Here is a 14,279-nt window from a genome sequence, read left to right on the forward strand (position 1 = left end):
TCGAGCATTACAACGAGCAGCATCCGCATAGCGCCTTGAAATATCGGTCGCCGCGAGAGTTTAGGCGCTTGGCAGCAGCATCAATTTAACGGGGAGTTGGTGTCCGGTTCGGTAGGGGCAAGTCCAGGCCCCATGTCTAGATCTGCCAGTCTCCTGGGATGCCGGATCGGCCTGCATAGGATTACAAGACGGCACAAGGTCCTAATGTCAGTCATTGAAGGAAGCAGTGGGTTAAGGTGCTGGTCCCGCGAAGAGGCCAAAAGCGTCACTGAAGATTCGGAAGCCGCACTCAACTGCTGCATCGAAATGTGATGGTTCCCTTAACTGTCCGGCCCAAGCCCCCGTCTACAGCTTCGGATCCAGCCCCCCCCGCTTGTCATGCCAGTCGAGCCGCTCCACCTCGTGCCGACGCTTGCGGAAGCTGTATGGCGTTTCGCCATATTGCTTGCGAAACCAGAGAATGAAGTGCGAGGCATCGGAGAAACCGCAGGCCAAGGCGATGGTAGTGATGTTCTGACTGGTGTTGACCAGCAATCGACGCGCATGGTCCAGGCGCAGTCTGCGCCAGCAGTTCGCCGGCGGCTCCTGGGTATTGGCGACGAATTCGCGATGCAATTGCCGGGGATGGGTACCGACGGCCTCGGCCACCGCCTTGAGTGACAGGGAGACATCGAGGTGGCACGCATGAAGGCGATCGCGCGCTGCATACGATCGTTCTCATAGACGTCTTGCGCACCCGGTGCATTCCTGCTCTTCGCGACGCTCATCCACCAACAGATAGTCCAATCCCTTCTGCGCCCGCACGGCCCCACAATGACGGCGGATCAGGCTGGCCGCCAGATCGATGGCCGCGCCGCCCGGACACGTGATGATGCCGCGGTCATCGACAAAGCTCTTGTCGATGACCGCGACAGCTCTGGGAAAGGTCTCCTTAAATTTGTCCCGCAGGGTAAAATGCACCGCCCAACGCCGTCATCGAGCAGGCCGGCCCGACCTAGCACGAAGGAGCCCGAACACAGGGCAATGATCGGGATGCCAGCCGCGTGGACGTCCCGCAACGCTCCAACAGCCAGCCGGGCGGGTTGCGCGTCTCTGCCATAAGCCCGCCCGCGAGCACGATGTAATCGTAGCGCGCCCAGAAATCGAGAGGTTTGGTGGGAGAGATCGGCATGCCGCAACTGGCGGTGATCGGCAGGTCATCGATGGTCATCCAGCCCTACTGACAATGCACCTGATGGCTGCGGAACGACTTGTCCGCCGCGAAACGCAGGGAGTCCACCCGCCCCGCCACGGGCACCAGCGTGAATTGGTTCAACAAGACGAAACCGACTCGCAGCTCGGGCTTGATCTCGGGCGGCGCCACCGGTTGCCTTGGGGCTGCGAGAAGCATGAACGCCTGTCTCCGGAAGAGTCGAAGGTAGCCTGCTCGTGCGATTCTACGGCTGTGCCCAGGTCCGACCTATCATACTTCGCACGATTTACAGAATATCCAGGACACTGGATGACAGGTGCCCGACGCAGAGCGACGGCGAACCGTCATGCCCCGACGGTGCCAGAGCGGAACCGTCTCGTGCAAGCAGGGCTGGCCGCCCCGCTCGCTAACCGCAGCCGACCAGCGTGCGCCTTACCTTGTCCAGCAGTTCGCCGATCTGAAATGGCTTGATCAACATGTCCATGCCCTCACCAAGGAAGGCCTGCCGGTCCAGGGCCGTTTCGGCATAACCGGTCATGAACAACACCGGCAGCCTCGCTCGATAGGTACGGGCATGATCGGCGAGCTCACGGCCGTTCATGTCGGGCAGACCGACATCGGTAAGCAGCAATTCGATGCTCGGATCATGCTCGAGCTGCTGCAGCGCCTGCTCGATGGTTTCCGCCTGGCTGCACCGGTAGCCGGCGTCGACCAGGACCTCGACCACCGACGTTCTCACCGACGCCATGTCCTCGACGATCAGTACATGTTCACCGGCACCGCGCTGGCCCGGCGGCAACGGCGTAGCCTTGGCCGCGGCCACGGCATCGCTGGCCGGCAGCATCAAGGTGACTTCCGTACCCTGCCGCGGCACGCTGCGGATGTTGGCGTGGCCACCGGACTGGCGGGTAAAGCCGTAGATGGTCGACAGCCCCAGGCCAGTGCCCTGGCCCAAGGGCTTGGTGGTGAAGAACGGATCGAACACCTTGTCGATCAGCGAAGGTTCGATGCCACTGCCGTCGTCACGCACCGAAACCGCGACATAAGGCCCGTCGGCCAGCTTGGGGTCGCCATGGGACCACGAGGCATAGGTCTTAACCCAGATATGCCCCCCCTGAGGCAAGGCATCGCGAGCGTTGATCACCAGATTCAGCACCGCGCTTTCGAGCTGGACCGGGTCTACCAGGGCGATGGCGGGCCGGTTGGCGAGCTCCAGGCGCAGAGTAATGCGCTCGCCGATGGTACGCGCCAGCAGCTCCTCCAGCGAGCGTACATGCTCGTTGACGTCCACCGGGCGGGTGTCGAGCGGCTGCTGGCGGGCGAATGCCAGCAACCGATGGGTCAGAGAGGCGGCGCTCATCGCTGAGCTCAAGGCGGCCTCGGCATAGCCCTGGACGCGTTCGGTACGGTTCTCGGCGACGCGTTTCTTGATCAGTTCGAGGCTAGTGATGATCCCGGTGAGGAGGTTGTTGAAATCGTGGGCGATCCCGCCGGTGAGACTGCCGAGGGCGTCCATCTTCTGCGCCTGCAGCAGTTGTGCCTCGGTACGCGCTCTTTCCGCGACCTCCTTGGCCAGCTGCGAATTGGCATTATCGAGCTTGGCCAGATGAGACCGCTCGCGGTGACGGTGTTCGGTGATGTCCTCGACGAAGACCAGGCTCAGCCCAGGGGTACGATACGGGGACAGCTGCCACTCGGTTTCGCGCAACTGGCCCTGTACCCGCAGGTTCAGGGTCGCCTTCCAGCGTTCGCCCTCGGCCAGGCGCAGGCGCAGTTCGCTGGTCACCTCGTCCTGGTCATCGGCCAGGCATTGCAGGATGCCCCCCGCTTCCAGATTGCCCTGGACCAGTCGAGAGAACGCATGATTGCACTCATGCACTCGCAGGTCGGCATCGAGTACGGCGATCGGGGCCGAGACATGGGTAAAGATTTCACGAAAACGCGCCTCGCTTTCGCGCAAGGCGTTTTCGCTGTCGCGCACGCGCATCAAGGTGCGCAGGGTGGCCAGCAAGACATCCGGATCGACCGGGTGGACCAGGTAGGCATCGGCGCCGGCATTGAGGCCGGTGATGATGTCGCCGGTCTGGATCGAAGCGGCCGATACATGGATGACCGGCAGCAAGGCGGTGCGAGGCGTGGCGCGCAGGGAGCGGACGATGTCGAACCCGCTCATATCGGGCAGGTTGACGTCCAGGATCAATGCATCGAAGGTCTCGGCGTGTATGAGCTCGAGCCCCTCCCCGCCGGTCCCGGCTTCCAGCACATCGTAGCCATGCCGCTCGAGGCGCCGACGCAGTGCATAGCGGGTAGCGACGTTGTCATCGACGATCAGCAGGCGCAGCTCACGATTCATCGGCAGGTTCCTGTGCAATGGCCAGAGGAATGAGCACATAGAAGGTCGAGCCGACACCTGGCTCGCTCTGGAAGCCGACTTCGCCGCCCAGCAGTACGGCAAAGCGTTTGCAGAGCGACAGGCCAAGTCCGGTGCCGCGCAGGCGTTTCTGCAATGGCGAGTCGACCTGGGAGAAGTCCTCGAACAGTGCACCGTGCAGCTCCGGCGCGATGCCGATGCCGGTATCGCTGACCGCGAAGCGCACCCGATCCGGGGTTTCCAGCACCACCGATACCCGCACCTCACCCCGGCTGGTGAACTTGAGGGCATTGGAAATGAAATTGCGCAGGATCTGCGCGAGTTTCTTGTCATCGGTGTAGAGACGCGGCAGCCCTTCGGGTTCTTCGAAGATCAGATCCACCGCGGTGACGTCGACGATCGGCCTGAACATGCCGCGCAAGGCTGCGAACAAGTCGAGCATGTCGAACCAGGCCGGCGAGATGGTGATCCGCCCCGCCTCGATCTTCGCCAGGTCCAGCAGGTCATCGACCATGTCGCCCAGTTCGCGCGTGGCCGTGCTGATGAACTGCACCTGCTTGTGTTGCTCCGGGCTCAACGGGCCATCCAGTTCATCGGCCAGCAGCCGGGTGATACTGAGTATCGAGCCCAACGGCGTGCGGAATTCATGACTCATGTAGGAAAGAAAACGACTCTTGAGGTCCGACGCCTGGCGCAACTCGTCGGCCTGGTTGTCGAGCTCGGCATAGAGGGCCAGGACGCCCTGGTTGGTCTCTTCGAGCTCTTCGCGCAAGGCACCGTTCTCGGTACGCAGCCGTTCGATCAAGGTTGCCTGCTCGCTGCTGGCCGGGAGGGATGACTCAGTCATGGAACGGCTCCAGATGGATGACCAGCACCGTGACGTCATCTCGTCCTCGACAGAAATCCCGGTGCAGGACGGTAGCGATCACGGCTGGATGACGTGACGCCAGGCCAGGGTAATCTTGAATTTTCCAACGCGATTGCAGACCGTCGCTGTACATGACCAACACACTGCCACTCACCTGAGCATAGTCGAACACTTGTGCCTTCCGGTACTGACCGCCCACGATGCCGGGATGCGATGCCAGCCCGCGCGAGCGCTCATGGTCGACCAGGCAGGCGCCGATATTGCCGACACCGGCGAAGCCGAGGGTGTCTTGGCGCCGATCGTATTGGGCGATGGCTACCGCCGCGCCGCGGGTGGCGCCCATAGCGTGATGCATGTCGGCGAGCAGGCTGACGGGATCGTCGAACGCAGAGGCTGCGAATACCGCGGCGCCCGCCTTGGCGGCCCGTTCTGCCTCGATACCGTGGCCGAGCCCATCGACCACCAGCGCGCTGAGCTCGCCATCGCGGATCGCCAAGTGCCAGGTATCGCCGCAGGCCGGGTCGTCATGCAAAGAGTGCTGGCTGATGCCGACCCGCAAGTCCGGCGCCTTGTCTTCGCGCGTATGGAACCGCGCCAGCACGACCGCCCCTTTCTCATCGGCATGCACGTCGAACACCTGCGCCTGGCGCGCAATGGCGCCCAGGCCGATGCCTTGAGTCCCACGGGATGAATAACCATCGGTCAGACAGGCCTGCAGGTCGAACCCCTGGGCCCTGTCCACCGCCAGCAACTCGATAGCGAAGCCTGTGGGACGGGGCAGCACGCGCAGGTGCAACTCGCCCCGTCCGGCATGCTTGAGCACATTGCTGGCCAGCTCGGTGGCGACCAGCGCCACTCGGCCGGCATCGCCCTCGTCGAAGCCATGCTCCTCGGCCAACTTCTGCGCCGTACGCCGCGCATGGCCGACCTGGCTGGAGTCATCGAGCCTGAGGACGTGGCTCAGGCGGGCACCGAAGTTCATGTCCATCGGGTGACCGTGATCCGCGTACCCTCGCCTGGAGCGGTATCCAACTCGAACTCGTCGACCAGCCGGCGCGCGCCGGTCAGGCCCAGGCCCAGGCCGCCGCCCGAGGTCCAGCCATCGGTCAGCGCCAACTTGATATCGGGAATGCCCGGTCCTTCGTCACGGAACACCAGACGCAGGCCGATCCGGCCAAAGTCATCGATGATTTCCCAATCCATGTCGCCCCCACCGCCGTAGACCACGGTGTTACGGGCCAGCTCGCTGACCGCCGTGACCATCTTGGTCAGGTCGACCAGGCGCATGCCACATTCCGTGGCGAGCTTGCGCGCGGTCTGGCGCGCCAGGACCACATCCTGCTCCACGCGAATGGGCTGAGTGCCGCTGCTGCGTACGTTCATCAGAGGCGTACCCGCTGTTCGAGCAGCTTCATGCCGCGCTCGACATCGAGTGCGGTACTGACGCCTGGCAGGTACAACCCCAGCTCCACCAGGGTGATCGCCACGGCAGGCTGCATACCGACCAGCACGGTCTCGGCGTCCATGATCTTCGACAGGCTGGAGATGGTGTCGATCATCCGGCCGATGAACGAGTCCACCATGTCCAGCGCGGTGATGTCGATCAGTACGCCGCGCGCGGAGGTCCGGCTGATGCGCTCGGTCAGATCGTCCTGCAACGTCAGGGCGAGTTGGTCGTACATGTCGACCTGGATGGTCACCAGCAGGAAGTCGCCCATCTTCAAGATGGGGATACGTTCCAAGGGTTACACCTTGGCCAGGCTGATGCCCAGCCGCGTCAATGCCAGCTTGAGGGCATCGGACAGATTGGCCTTGGTGACCAGGCCACCCAGATCCAGCCCCAGGTGCACGATGGTCTGGGCGATCTGCGGACGCACGCCGCTGATGATGCAGTCGGCGCCCATCAGGCGGATCGCGGTGACGGTCTTGAGCAGGTGCTGAGCCACCAGCGTGTCGACGGTCGGCACGCCGGTGATGTCGATGATGGCGATCTCGGAGCCGGTATCGACGATGCGCTGCAGCAGCGATTCCATGACCACCTGGCTGCGTTGCGAATCCAGGGTGCCGATCATCGGCAAGGCGAGGACGCCGTCCCACAACTTGACCACCGGGGTGGACAATTCCAGCAGCTCTTCCTGCTGGCGCTTGATCACCGCTTCGCGGGTCTTCTGGTAGGTACGGATAGTATGCATGGCGAAGCTGTCGAGCAGCTCGGAAACGCTAAGCAACTGCTCGGCAAGGCTCGCCGGTTGATCGCGGTAGTAGTCCTGAAGGACGGTGAACAGCGGGCCCTTGAGGGCAAAGATGAAATAAGCGGTCTGATGCGAATCGTAACCGAGCAGGGCACGACTGTTGGACAGGCCTTCGAGGAACCGGCGGGTGTCCGCCCAGCCCGGCGCGGCGATGTTGTTACCGCTGTCGTTGCGAATACCGTCGAGAATCAACCGCAGGAATTCCGCTGTCTGCTGCTGCACATCTTGCTCTTTCAGGTTGCGAGTAGCGCCATTGGCTTCCAGTGCACCGATCCAGTCACCCAGCAATTTCGACTGCTGGTTCTTGATCGCATCCAAGGTGCCGTCTTGCAGTGCTGCCATGTTCCTATCGCTCCTAGATCGAGAATGCGGGCGGTCCCCATGAGAATGGCCAACCCGCAAAGAATGACATTTGCCGCGTGAAATAGTTGTGCGCCCGGCGGCAGATAATTGCCTTGTGCCATCTACCCGAGCACGAGAAGTAGCGAAGTATGCCCGTTTTGAGTCGCCGGGTCCCGATCTTGAAAAACATCCCGATCACGGGGGGGTGCAGCCTGGCCTGGGCAACATTCCTGTCTTGCGCGCCTGGTCACAATGCTTGATCCCTGACGGTAGAACGTGGCATAGAACCTGGCAACGTTCATCCGCGCGGATGCCGTGGCGCCACGCCGCGGCGCACTGCGCCACTCAGGAGGTTTGTTTCATGACCAGCGCACCTTACACGCCCCCCCGGGTCTGGCAGAACGAGGCGCCATCGGGCGGCCATTTCTCGAGCATCAATCGTCCGATCGCCGGCCCTACCCACGACAAGAAGCTGCCCCAGGGCGAGCAGCCCTTGCAGCTCTACTCCCTGGCCACGCCCAACGGCGTCAAGGTCACCATCATGCTCGAGGAGCTGATCGCGCTAGGGCATGCCGGCGCGGAGTACGACGCCTGGCAGATCCGTATCGGTGAAGGCGACCAGTTCTCCAGTGGGTTCGTCGAGGTCAATCCGAACTCGAAGATCCCTGCCCTGCTCGATTGCAGCGAGCAGCCCGCGGTCCGGGTCTTCGAGTCCGGCTCGATCCTGGTGTACCTTGCGGAAAAGTTCGGCGAATTGTTGCCGACCGAGCGTGCGTCGCGCACCGAAACACTGAACTGGCTGTTCTGGCAGATGGGCTCGGCCCCCTACCTGGGCGGCGGCTTCGGTCACTTCTATGTCTACGCGCCGGAAAAGCTCGAGTACCCGATCAACCGCTTCACCATGGAAGCCAAGCGTCAGCTGGACGTGCTGGAGCGCCGTCTTGCCGTAAGCCCGTATCTGGCCGGCGATCATTACAGTATCGCCGACATCGCCGTGTGGCCCTGGTACGGACAACTGGTCCGCGGCAGCCTGTACGATGCTGCCGAGTTTCTCTCTGTCGAGGAGTATCCGAACCTTCGGCGCTGGGCCGACGAGATCGCCGAGCGCCCGGCGGTGCAACGTGGGACCCGCGTCAACCGGACCTGGGGCGAGGAAGCCAGCCAGGTACCGGAGCGGCACTCTTCGGCCGACCTCGACACCTGATGGCCGAGGTGCTCGACGCCCGAGCACCTGACCCTTGATCGGCGTGGGAGGTGAACTTCACCTCCCCTTCGCGCGTGTTGGCCGTTCCCCTGTCCGATGAGCTCGGTGCGCTATGCATTCATGCATCCATGCATTCAGCGAGTTCAGCCATGCCACCTCAGGTTTTTCCACGCTTCTTGATACACTCCGCGCCTTTCATTACCCACTTGCAATCACATGGTGGCCGCATGTTCGAAGTAACCGAGGTTTCCATCGCATCGCTGCGCGATGCGCTCGAATCCGGCCGCACCACAGCGGTCGAGCTGGTTCAGGCTTATCTGGCACGGATCGATGCCTATGACAGGATCGATACGCCCACCGCCCTCAATGCGGTAGTGGTACGCAACCCCGATGCGCTCAAGGAGGCCGCGGCCGCCGACGAGCGTCGCGCGCGAGGCGAACTGCTCGGTCCGCTGGATGGTATCCCCTATACCGCCAAGGACAGCTATCTGGTCAAGGGCCTGACCGCGGCATCCGGCAGCCCCGCGTTCGCCAAGCTGGTGGCCCAGCGTGACGCATTCACGATCGAGCGGCTGCGCGCGGGCGGGGCCATCTGCCTGGGCAAGACCAACATGCCGCCCATGGCCAACGGCGGTATGCAGCGAGGCGTCTATGGCCGCGCCGAAAGCCCGTACAACGCGCGCTACCTGACCGCGCCCTTCGCTTCGGGCTCGTCCAATGGCGCGGGCACCGCCACCGCCGCGAGCTTCTGCGCCTTCGGCCTGGCCGAAGAGACCTGGTCGAGCGGGCGCGGCCCGGCCTCGAACAACGGCCTGTGCGCCTATACCCCCTCGCGCGGGGTCATCTCCGTGCGTGGCAACTGGCCGCTCACGCCGACCATGGATGTGGTGGTGCCTTATGCGCGGACCATGGCGGACCTGCTCGAGATACTCGACGTCGTGGTCGCCGAGGACTCGAGCACGCGCGGCGACCTGTGGCGCCTGCAGCCCTGGGTACCTATCCCGAGCGTCGCCTCGGTCCGTCCCGAGTCCTACCTCGACCTCGCGGCGCGGGCCGACGCGCTGGCGGGCAGGCGTTTCGGCGTGCCACGCATGTACATCAATGCCGATCCCGATGCCGGCACCGCCGAAGCCCCTGGCATCGGAGGCCCGACCGGCCAGCGGATCGATACCCGCGCCAGCGTGATCGACCTCTGGCAGGCAGCCCGTCAAGCCCTGGAAGCCGCGGGCGCGGAAGTCGTCGAGGTGGACTTCCCGCTGGTCTCCAATTGCGAGGGCGACCGTCCCGGCGCCCCGACGGTGTATAACCGCGGGCTCGTGTCCGAGGAATTCCTGCACCATGAGCTGTGGGATCTCTCGGCCTGGGCGTTCGACGATTTCCTGCGGGCCAACGGTGACCCGGCGCTCAATCGTCTGGTAGATGTCGAAGGGCTGAAAATCTTCCCTCACGACCCTGGCACGCTACCCAACCGCGAGGGTGACCTGGCGGCGGGCATGGATGAATACGTACGCATGGCAGAGCGCGGCATCACTCCCTGGAGCGAAATCCCGACCCTGCCCGATGGCCTGCGCGGGCTGGAAAAGACGCGCAAGCTCGACCTCGAGGACTGGATGGACGGCCTTGGCCTCGACGCGGTGATCTTCCCGACGGTGGCCGATGTCGGTCCGGCGGACGCCGACGTCAACCCTGCCTCCGCAGATATCGCCTGGAGCAATGGCGTGTGGGTAGCCAACGGCAACCTTGCCATTCGCCACCTGGGCGTGCCGACCGTCACCGTGCCGATGGGCATCATGGCCGACATCGGCATGCCGGTGGGGCTGACCTTCGCCGGTCGCGCCTATGACGATTCCGCGCTGCTGCGATTCGCCGCGGCGTTCGAGTCCACCGGCCCGCGTCGCGCCATCCCTCCGCGCACGCCACCACTTGAAGGCAGTCGTACGGCAGAGTAACGGACTGTCGCCCTGCGAGCGTTGAACGACAACGCTCGCAGCCTTACTCCAGCAACCGCACCAGACGTGGAATCAGCGCGTCCTGCGCGCACTCCAACAACGCCACGGTCACCGGCAGCTTGAAACGTCGCGGCCCCGCGCTGCCCGGATTGAGAAACAGCCGCTCGCCTTGCCAGTCGATGCGGGGCTTGTGGGAGTGCCCGGTAATCACGATGGCGATGTCGTCGAGATCGGCGGGCACATCGGCGATGTCATGAACCAGCAGGACTCGCCGGCCGGCCATCTCGAAGCGCGATAAATCAGGGATATCCCGCGCCCAGGAAGCCGCAAGGTCATTGTTGCCACGCACCACCTGAACCGGCGCCAGTGCCGTCAGCTGCTCGAGTATCTCGGGTTTGCCGATGTCACCCGCATGGATGATCAATTCACTGCCTTCCAGGGCTGCGAGGGCTTCAGGACGCAGCAGGCCATGGGTATCGGAGATCACGCCGACCTTCATTAAGGGTGCGGTCCTAGTGGAAGTTCGATGAAAGTAACCGGTAGCCGTGAAAACGGGCGCTGTGATCGATGCTTGCCAGTCAAGGTCAAGGATTCGATTCAGATGCTGAAACCAACAGGCCAATTTTCGATTTTCTGTGAAGCGGCTGGCCTCGTCGCGGGACAAGCCCGCTCACCACCCGAATATGCCTCCAATGCACCGCGTACCCGGTGGCGAGCGGGCTTGCCCCGCGACGAGGCCAGCCACTTCACAAAAGATTTCCAAGCCGGCGGTAGGCTTGAGCATCAGAAAACAGGATGTCTTTTCTTGACTGCCTCGCATTGAAGGCTTGGGCTACATGCAAGTACCTGACGGCCCATGCTCAATGCATCCTTGCAATATGAAAGGCCCGACACGCGGCACGGGCCTTTCAGGGCATGGTACAAGCCGAATCAGTGATCCATCTCGTCCTTGGTGATCTTGCCGGTAAGAGGATCGACATGGAACTCGTACTTCATGCCATCGGCCTTCGTGCCCTCGCCTTCCCAATGACCGTCGTCGGCTTCGATCTTGGTGATCTGGGTATAACCGGCTGCCTTGAGCGTGGCTTCGGCCTGGTCCTTGGTAACCTTCCAATCCGCGCCAGGCTGATCGGCCCAGGCGGTGGATGCGCCCATGGCACCTACGATGGCGAGACCGGCGAACAGTCGGGTGATTGCTTTCATGCTGGATATCCTTATTGACGTAAAGGTAGAACGTAAGACTTTTCCCGTCACGGGATGGTTCAGTCCTTGTGCAGCGCCTCCTCGCGATGCATCGCCCTATGCCCGGTCTTGTCGCTCTCGACCTCGTACTGCGGCTCCTCCTTGGAGCAGTGCCGCTGACGGCCCATGAACTCGACATCCTGGGTATGAACCTGGGTCACCTTGCCGTGGATCACCCCGGCTTCGGCGTTCCAGCGCACGTGATCGCCCTTCTTGAACTTGTTGCTCATCGCAGTCTCCTCGCCCCCGCGGGGCCGTGATCGAGAACGTCATATTTCTCTGTTCAACTGAGACTTGCGACAGCCCGAAGATTCCAACCGATCGACCTGGCCAGTCACGTGCCGCGAGTCCATGATCCGATTCAGCGAAGCTGTCCGATCATGACTTGGACGAAATGCCGCCTGTGCCCTTTCGTCCCGCAGCAAGTGAAGGCACAATGCGTGTCTTTTTTTTGGCCAGCCGGGCCGGAGGCCTACGAATGATCAAGACGCCGTGCTACCTCATCGACAAGCAAAAGCTGCTGGGCAACATGGAAAAGATTGCCTACATGCGCGAAAAGTCCGGAGCCAAGGCCCTGCTGGCGCTCAAGTGCTTCGCCACCTGGTCGGTATTCGACCTGATGCAGCAATACATGGATGGCACCACCTCTTCGTCGCTCTACGAGCTCAAGCTCGGCCGCCAGAAGTTCGCCGGCGAGACCCACGCCTACAGCGTCGCCTGGGCCGATGACGAGGTCGAGGAGATGCTCGACAACTGCGACAAGATCATCTTCAACTCCATCGGTCAGTTGCAGCGCTTCGCCGAAGCTTCCGCGGGCAAGGTCCGTGGCCTGCGCGTCAATCCTCAGGTGAGCAGCTCGGACTATCTGCTGGCGGATCCCGCGCGCCCGTTCAGCCGCCTGGGCGAGTGGGATCCGGAAAAGATCGAGCAGGTCATCGACCGGATTTCCGGGTTCATGTTCCACAACAACTGCGAGAACGGCGACTTCAACCTGTTCGATCAGATGCTGGGTCACATCGAGGAACGCTTCGGCCACCTGCTGCACAAGGTCGAGTGGGTCAGCCTGGGCGGTGGTATCCACTTCACCGGCGAAGGCTACGCGCTGGACGAATTCTGCGCGCGCCTGAAGGCCTTCTCCGAGAAATACAGCGTGCAGGTCTACCTGGAGCCCGGCGAAGCCGCCATCACCCAGAGCGCCTCGCTGGAAGTCACCGTGCTCGACACCCTGTTCAACGGCAAGCACCTGGCCGTGGTGGACAGCTCCATCGAAGCGCATATGCTCGATCTGCTGATCTATCGCCTCGACGCCAAGATGGCGCCCAACGACGGCGCGCACACCTACATGGTCTGTGGCAAGTCGTGCCTGGCGGGCGACATCTTTGGCGAATACACATTCGATCAACCGCTGGCCATCGGCGATCGGCTCTCGTTCGTCGACGCCGCGGGCTACACCATGGTCAAGAAAAACTGGTTCAACGGCTTGAAGATGCCGTCCATCGCGATCAAGCAGCTCGACGGCAGCGTCGAGGTGGTTCGCGAGTTCGGTTTCCAAGACTACCTGTCCAGCCTGTCCTGAGCTGGCCAATCAAGGAGAAAGTAAGAAATTGAAGAAGAACGTTCTTATCATTGGTGCAGGAGGTGTCGCCAAGGTGGTGGCCCACAAGTGCGCGCAGCATAACGACGAGCTCGGTCGTATTGCCATTGCGTCGCGGAACATCTCCAAATGCCAGGCCATCATCGACAGCGTCAAGGCCAAGGGCAGCCTCAAGCAGCCCGCCGACATCCAGGCCTTTGCGCTCAATGCCCTCGATGTCGAGGCGACCAAGACGCTGATCCGCGAAACCGAGTCGCAGATCGTGATCAACGTGGGTTCCGCCTTCCTCAACATGTCGGTGCTGCGTGCCTGCATCGATACCGGCGCTGCCTATCTGGACACCGCCATCCACGAAGAACCGGGCAAGATCTGCGAAACGCCCCCTTGGTACGGCAACTACGAGTGGAAACACCTCGAGGAATGCCAGCAGAAGAATGTCACCGCCATCCTCGGCGTGGGCTTCGATCCAGGTGTGGTCAATGCCTATGCGGCCTTGGCGCAACAGCAGCATTTCGACCGTATTGATTCGATCGACATCCTCGATGTCAATGCGGGCTCCCATGGCAAGTATTTCGCCACCAATTTCGATCCGGAAATCAATTTCCGCGAATTCACCGGGCAGGTCTGGAGCTGGCAGGAAAGCCAGTGGACCAGCAATACCATGTTCGAGGTCAAGCGTACCGATGACCTGCCGGTGGTGGGCTCGCAGAACCTGTACCTCACCGGTCACGATGAAGTGCACTCGCTGTCGAAGAACCTGGACGTGCCGAACGTGCGTTTCTGGATGAGTTTCGGCGAGCACTACATCAACGTCTTCACCGTATTGAAGAACCTGGGCCTGCTCTCCGAGCAGCCGGTCAAGACCGCCGAAGGCCTGGAAGTGGTGCCGCTTAAGGTGGTCAAGGCCGTGCTGCCCGACCCTTCGTCCCTGGCCCCCGGCTATACCGGCAAGACCTGCATCGGTGACCTGGTCAAGGGCACCAAGGACGGCCAGCCGCGTGAAGTCTTCATCTATAACGTGGCCGACCATGAAGAGGCCTACGCCGAGACCGATAGCCAAGGTATCTCCTACACCGCCGGCGTGCCGCCGGTAGCCGCGGCGCTGCTGGTCGCGCGTGGCGAGTGGGATGTACAACGCATGGTCAACGTCGAGGAGCTGCCTGCGGAGCCGTTCCTCAAGGCGCTGGACGTGATGGGCCTGCCGACACGCATCAAGGACGAGCACGGCGACCGTCCCTGGGACGCTCAAGCGTAAGCGTCCCTGA

Annotated in this window: 17 protein-coding genes; 5 read left to right on the top strand and 12 right to left on the bottom strand. The window is 62.5% G+C overall.

Annotated features, from left to right (window positions below):
• Positions 1-345: 345 nt before the first annotated feature.
• From G7009_RS27775 to G7009_RS15640, 9 genes are all read right to left on the bottom strand, one after another.
• Complete coding sequence (locus G7009_RS27775) at positions 346-648, bottom strand: helix-turn-helix transcriptional regulator (RefSeq protein ID WP_308813329.1); 303 nt, start codon at positions 646-648, stop codon at positions 346-348.
• A gap of 69 nt (positions 649-717) precedes the next feature.
• The gene (locus G7009_RS27780) at positions 718-960 is read right to left on the bottom strand and encodes a hypothetical protein (RefSeq protein ID WP_258197952.1); all 243 of its coding nucleotides are present in this window, start codon (positions 958-960) and stop codon (positions 718-720) included.
• Positions 961-1,216: 256 nt separating this feature from the next.
• On the bottom strand, positions 1,217-1,390 hold the full coding sequence (locus G7009_RS27785) for a hypothetical protein (protein WP_258197953.1): 174 nt from the start codon (positions 1,388-1,390) through the stop codon (positions 1,217-1,219).
• A gap of 208 nt (positions 1,391-1,598) precedes the next feature.
• Positions 1,599-3,545, bottom strand: a complete 1,947-nt coding sequence (locus G7009_RS15615) for a response regulator (protein WP_181130963.1) — start codon at positions 3,543-3,545, stop codon at positions 1,599-1,601.
• A complete protein-coding gene (locus G7009_RS15620; protein WP_181130964.1) occupies positions 3,535-4,410 on the bottom strand; it encodes a sensor histidine kinase in 876 nt (291 codons plus the stop codon). The genes G7009_RS15615 and G7009_RS15620 overlap by 11 nt, the downstream gene beginning before the upstream one ends.
• Positions 4,403-5,413, bottom strand: coding sequence for an ATP-binding protein (locus G7009_RS15625; protein ID WP_375139560.1), 1,011 nt, complete (start codon positions 5,411-5,413; stop codon positions 4,403-4,405). Before G7009_RS15625 ends, G7009_RS15620 begins: the two co-directional genes overlap by 8 nt.
• Positions 5,410-5,814, bottom strand: a complete 405-nt coding sequence (locus tag G7009_RS15630) for an anti-sigma regulatory factor (RefSeq protein WP_181130966.1) — start codon at positions 5,812-5,814, stop codon at positions 5,410-5,412. The genes G7009_RS15625 and G7009_RS15630 overlap by 4 nt, the downstream gene beginning before the upstream one ends.
• Complete coding sequence (locus G7009_RS15635; RefSeq protein WP_181130967.1) at positions 5,814-6,173, bottom strand: STAS domain-containing protein; 360 nt, start codon at positions 6,171-6,173, stop codon at positions 5,814-5,816. Before G7009_RS15635 ends, G7009_RS15630 begins: the two co-directional genes overlap by 1 nt.
• 3 nt (positions 6,174-6,176) lie before the next feature.
• Positions 6,177-7,025, bottom strand: coding sequence for an STAS domain-containing protein (locus G7009_RS15640; protein WP_181130968.1), 849 nt, complete (start codon positions 7,023-7,025; stop codon positions 6,177-6,179).
• A gap of 361 nt (positions 7,026-7,386) precedes the next feature.
• Here G7009_RS15640 and yghU point away from each other — a divergent pair, with 361 nt between their 5' ends.
• Together yghU and G7009_RS15650 are read left to right on the top strand one after the other, a co-directional pair.
• A complete protein-coding gene (gene yghU, locus G7009_RS15645; RefSeq protein WP_181130969.1) occupies positions 7,387-8,229 on the top strand; it encodes a glutathione-dependent disulfide-bond oxidoreductase in 843 nt (280 codons plus the stop codon).
• 227 nt (positions 8,230-8,456) lie between these two features.
• Entirely contained in the window at positions 8,457-10,178 is a 1,722-nt protein-coding gene (locus tag G7009_RS15650) for an amidase (RefSeq protein WP_181130970.1), read from the top strand.
• 43 nt (positions 10,179-10,221) lie between these two features.
• Here G7009_RS15650 and G7009_RS15655 read toward each other — a convergent pair whose 3' ends face one another.
• Complete coding sequence (locus tag G7009_RS15655; RefSeq protein WP_181130971.1) at positions 10,222-10,677, bottom strand: metallophosphoesterase family protein; 456 nt, start codon at positions 10,675-10,677, stop codon at positions 10,222-10,224.
• A 27-nt stretch (positions 10,678-10,704) separates the two neighbouring features.
• Here G7009_RS15655 and G7009_RS15660 point away from each other — a divergent pair, with 27 nt between their 5' ends.
• Positions 10,705-11,001 (top strand): hypothetical protein, encoded by a 297-nt coding sequence (locus G7009_RS15660; RefSeq protein ID WP_181130972.1) that lies wholly within the window; start codon positions 10,705-10,707, stop codon positions 10,999-11,001.
• A 107-nt stretch (positions 11,002-11,108) separates the two neighbouring features.
• Here the strand turns inward: G7009_RS15660 and G7009_RS15665 are convergent, their stop codons facing one another.
• A complete protein-coding gene (locus G7009_RS15665; protein WP_181130973.1) occupies positions 11,109-11,381 on the bottom strand; it encodes a PepSY domain-containing protein in 273 nt (90 codons plus the stop codon).
• A 59-nt stretch (positions 11,382-11,440) separates the two neighbouring features.
• Entirely contained in the window at positions 11,441-11,650 is a 210-nt protein-coding gene (locus G7009_RS15670; RefSeq protein ID WP_181130974.1) for a hypervirulence associated TUDOR domain-containing protein, read from the bottom strand.
• A gap of 248 nt (positions 11,651-11,898) precedes the next feature.
• Between G7009_RS15670 and nspC the strand changes: the two genes are divergently transcribed.
• Positions 11,899-12,996, top strand: coding sequence for a carboxynorspermidine decarboxylase (gene nspC, locus G7009_RS15675; protein ID WP_181130975.1), 1,098 nt, complete (start codon positions 11,899-11,901; stop codon positions 12,994-12,996).
• Between the two features lie 28 nt (positions 12,997-13,024).
• Positions 13,025-14,269 carry a saccharopine dehydrogenase family protein gene (locus G7009_RS15680; RefSeq protein ID WP_181130976.1) on the top strand — a complete coding sequence of 415 codons (1,245 nt, stop codon included), beginning with the start codon at positions 13,025-13,027 and terminating at the stop codon, positions 14,267-14,269.
• The last annotated feature ends 10 nt before the right edge of the window (positions 14,270-14,279 follow it).

This window comes from Pseudomonas capeferrum (assembly GCF_013523055.1).
GTDB classification, from domain to species: domain Bacteria; phylum Pseudomonadota; class Gammaproteobacteria; order Pseudomonadales; family Pseudomonadaceae; genus Aquipseudomonas; species Aquipseudomonas capeferrum_A.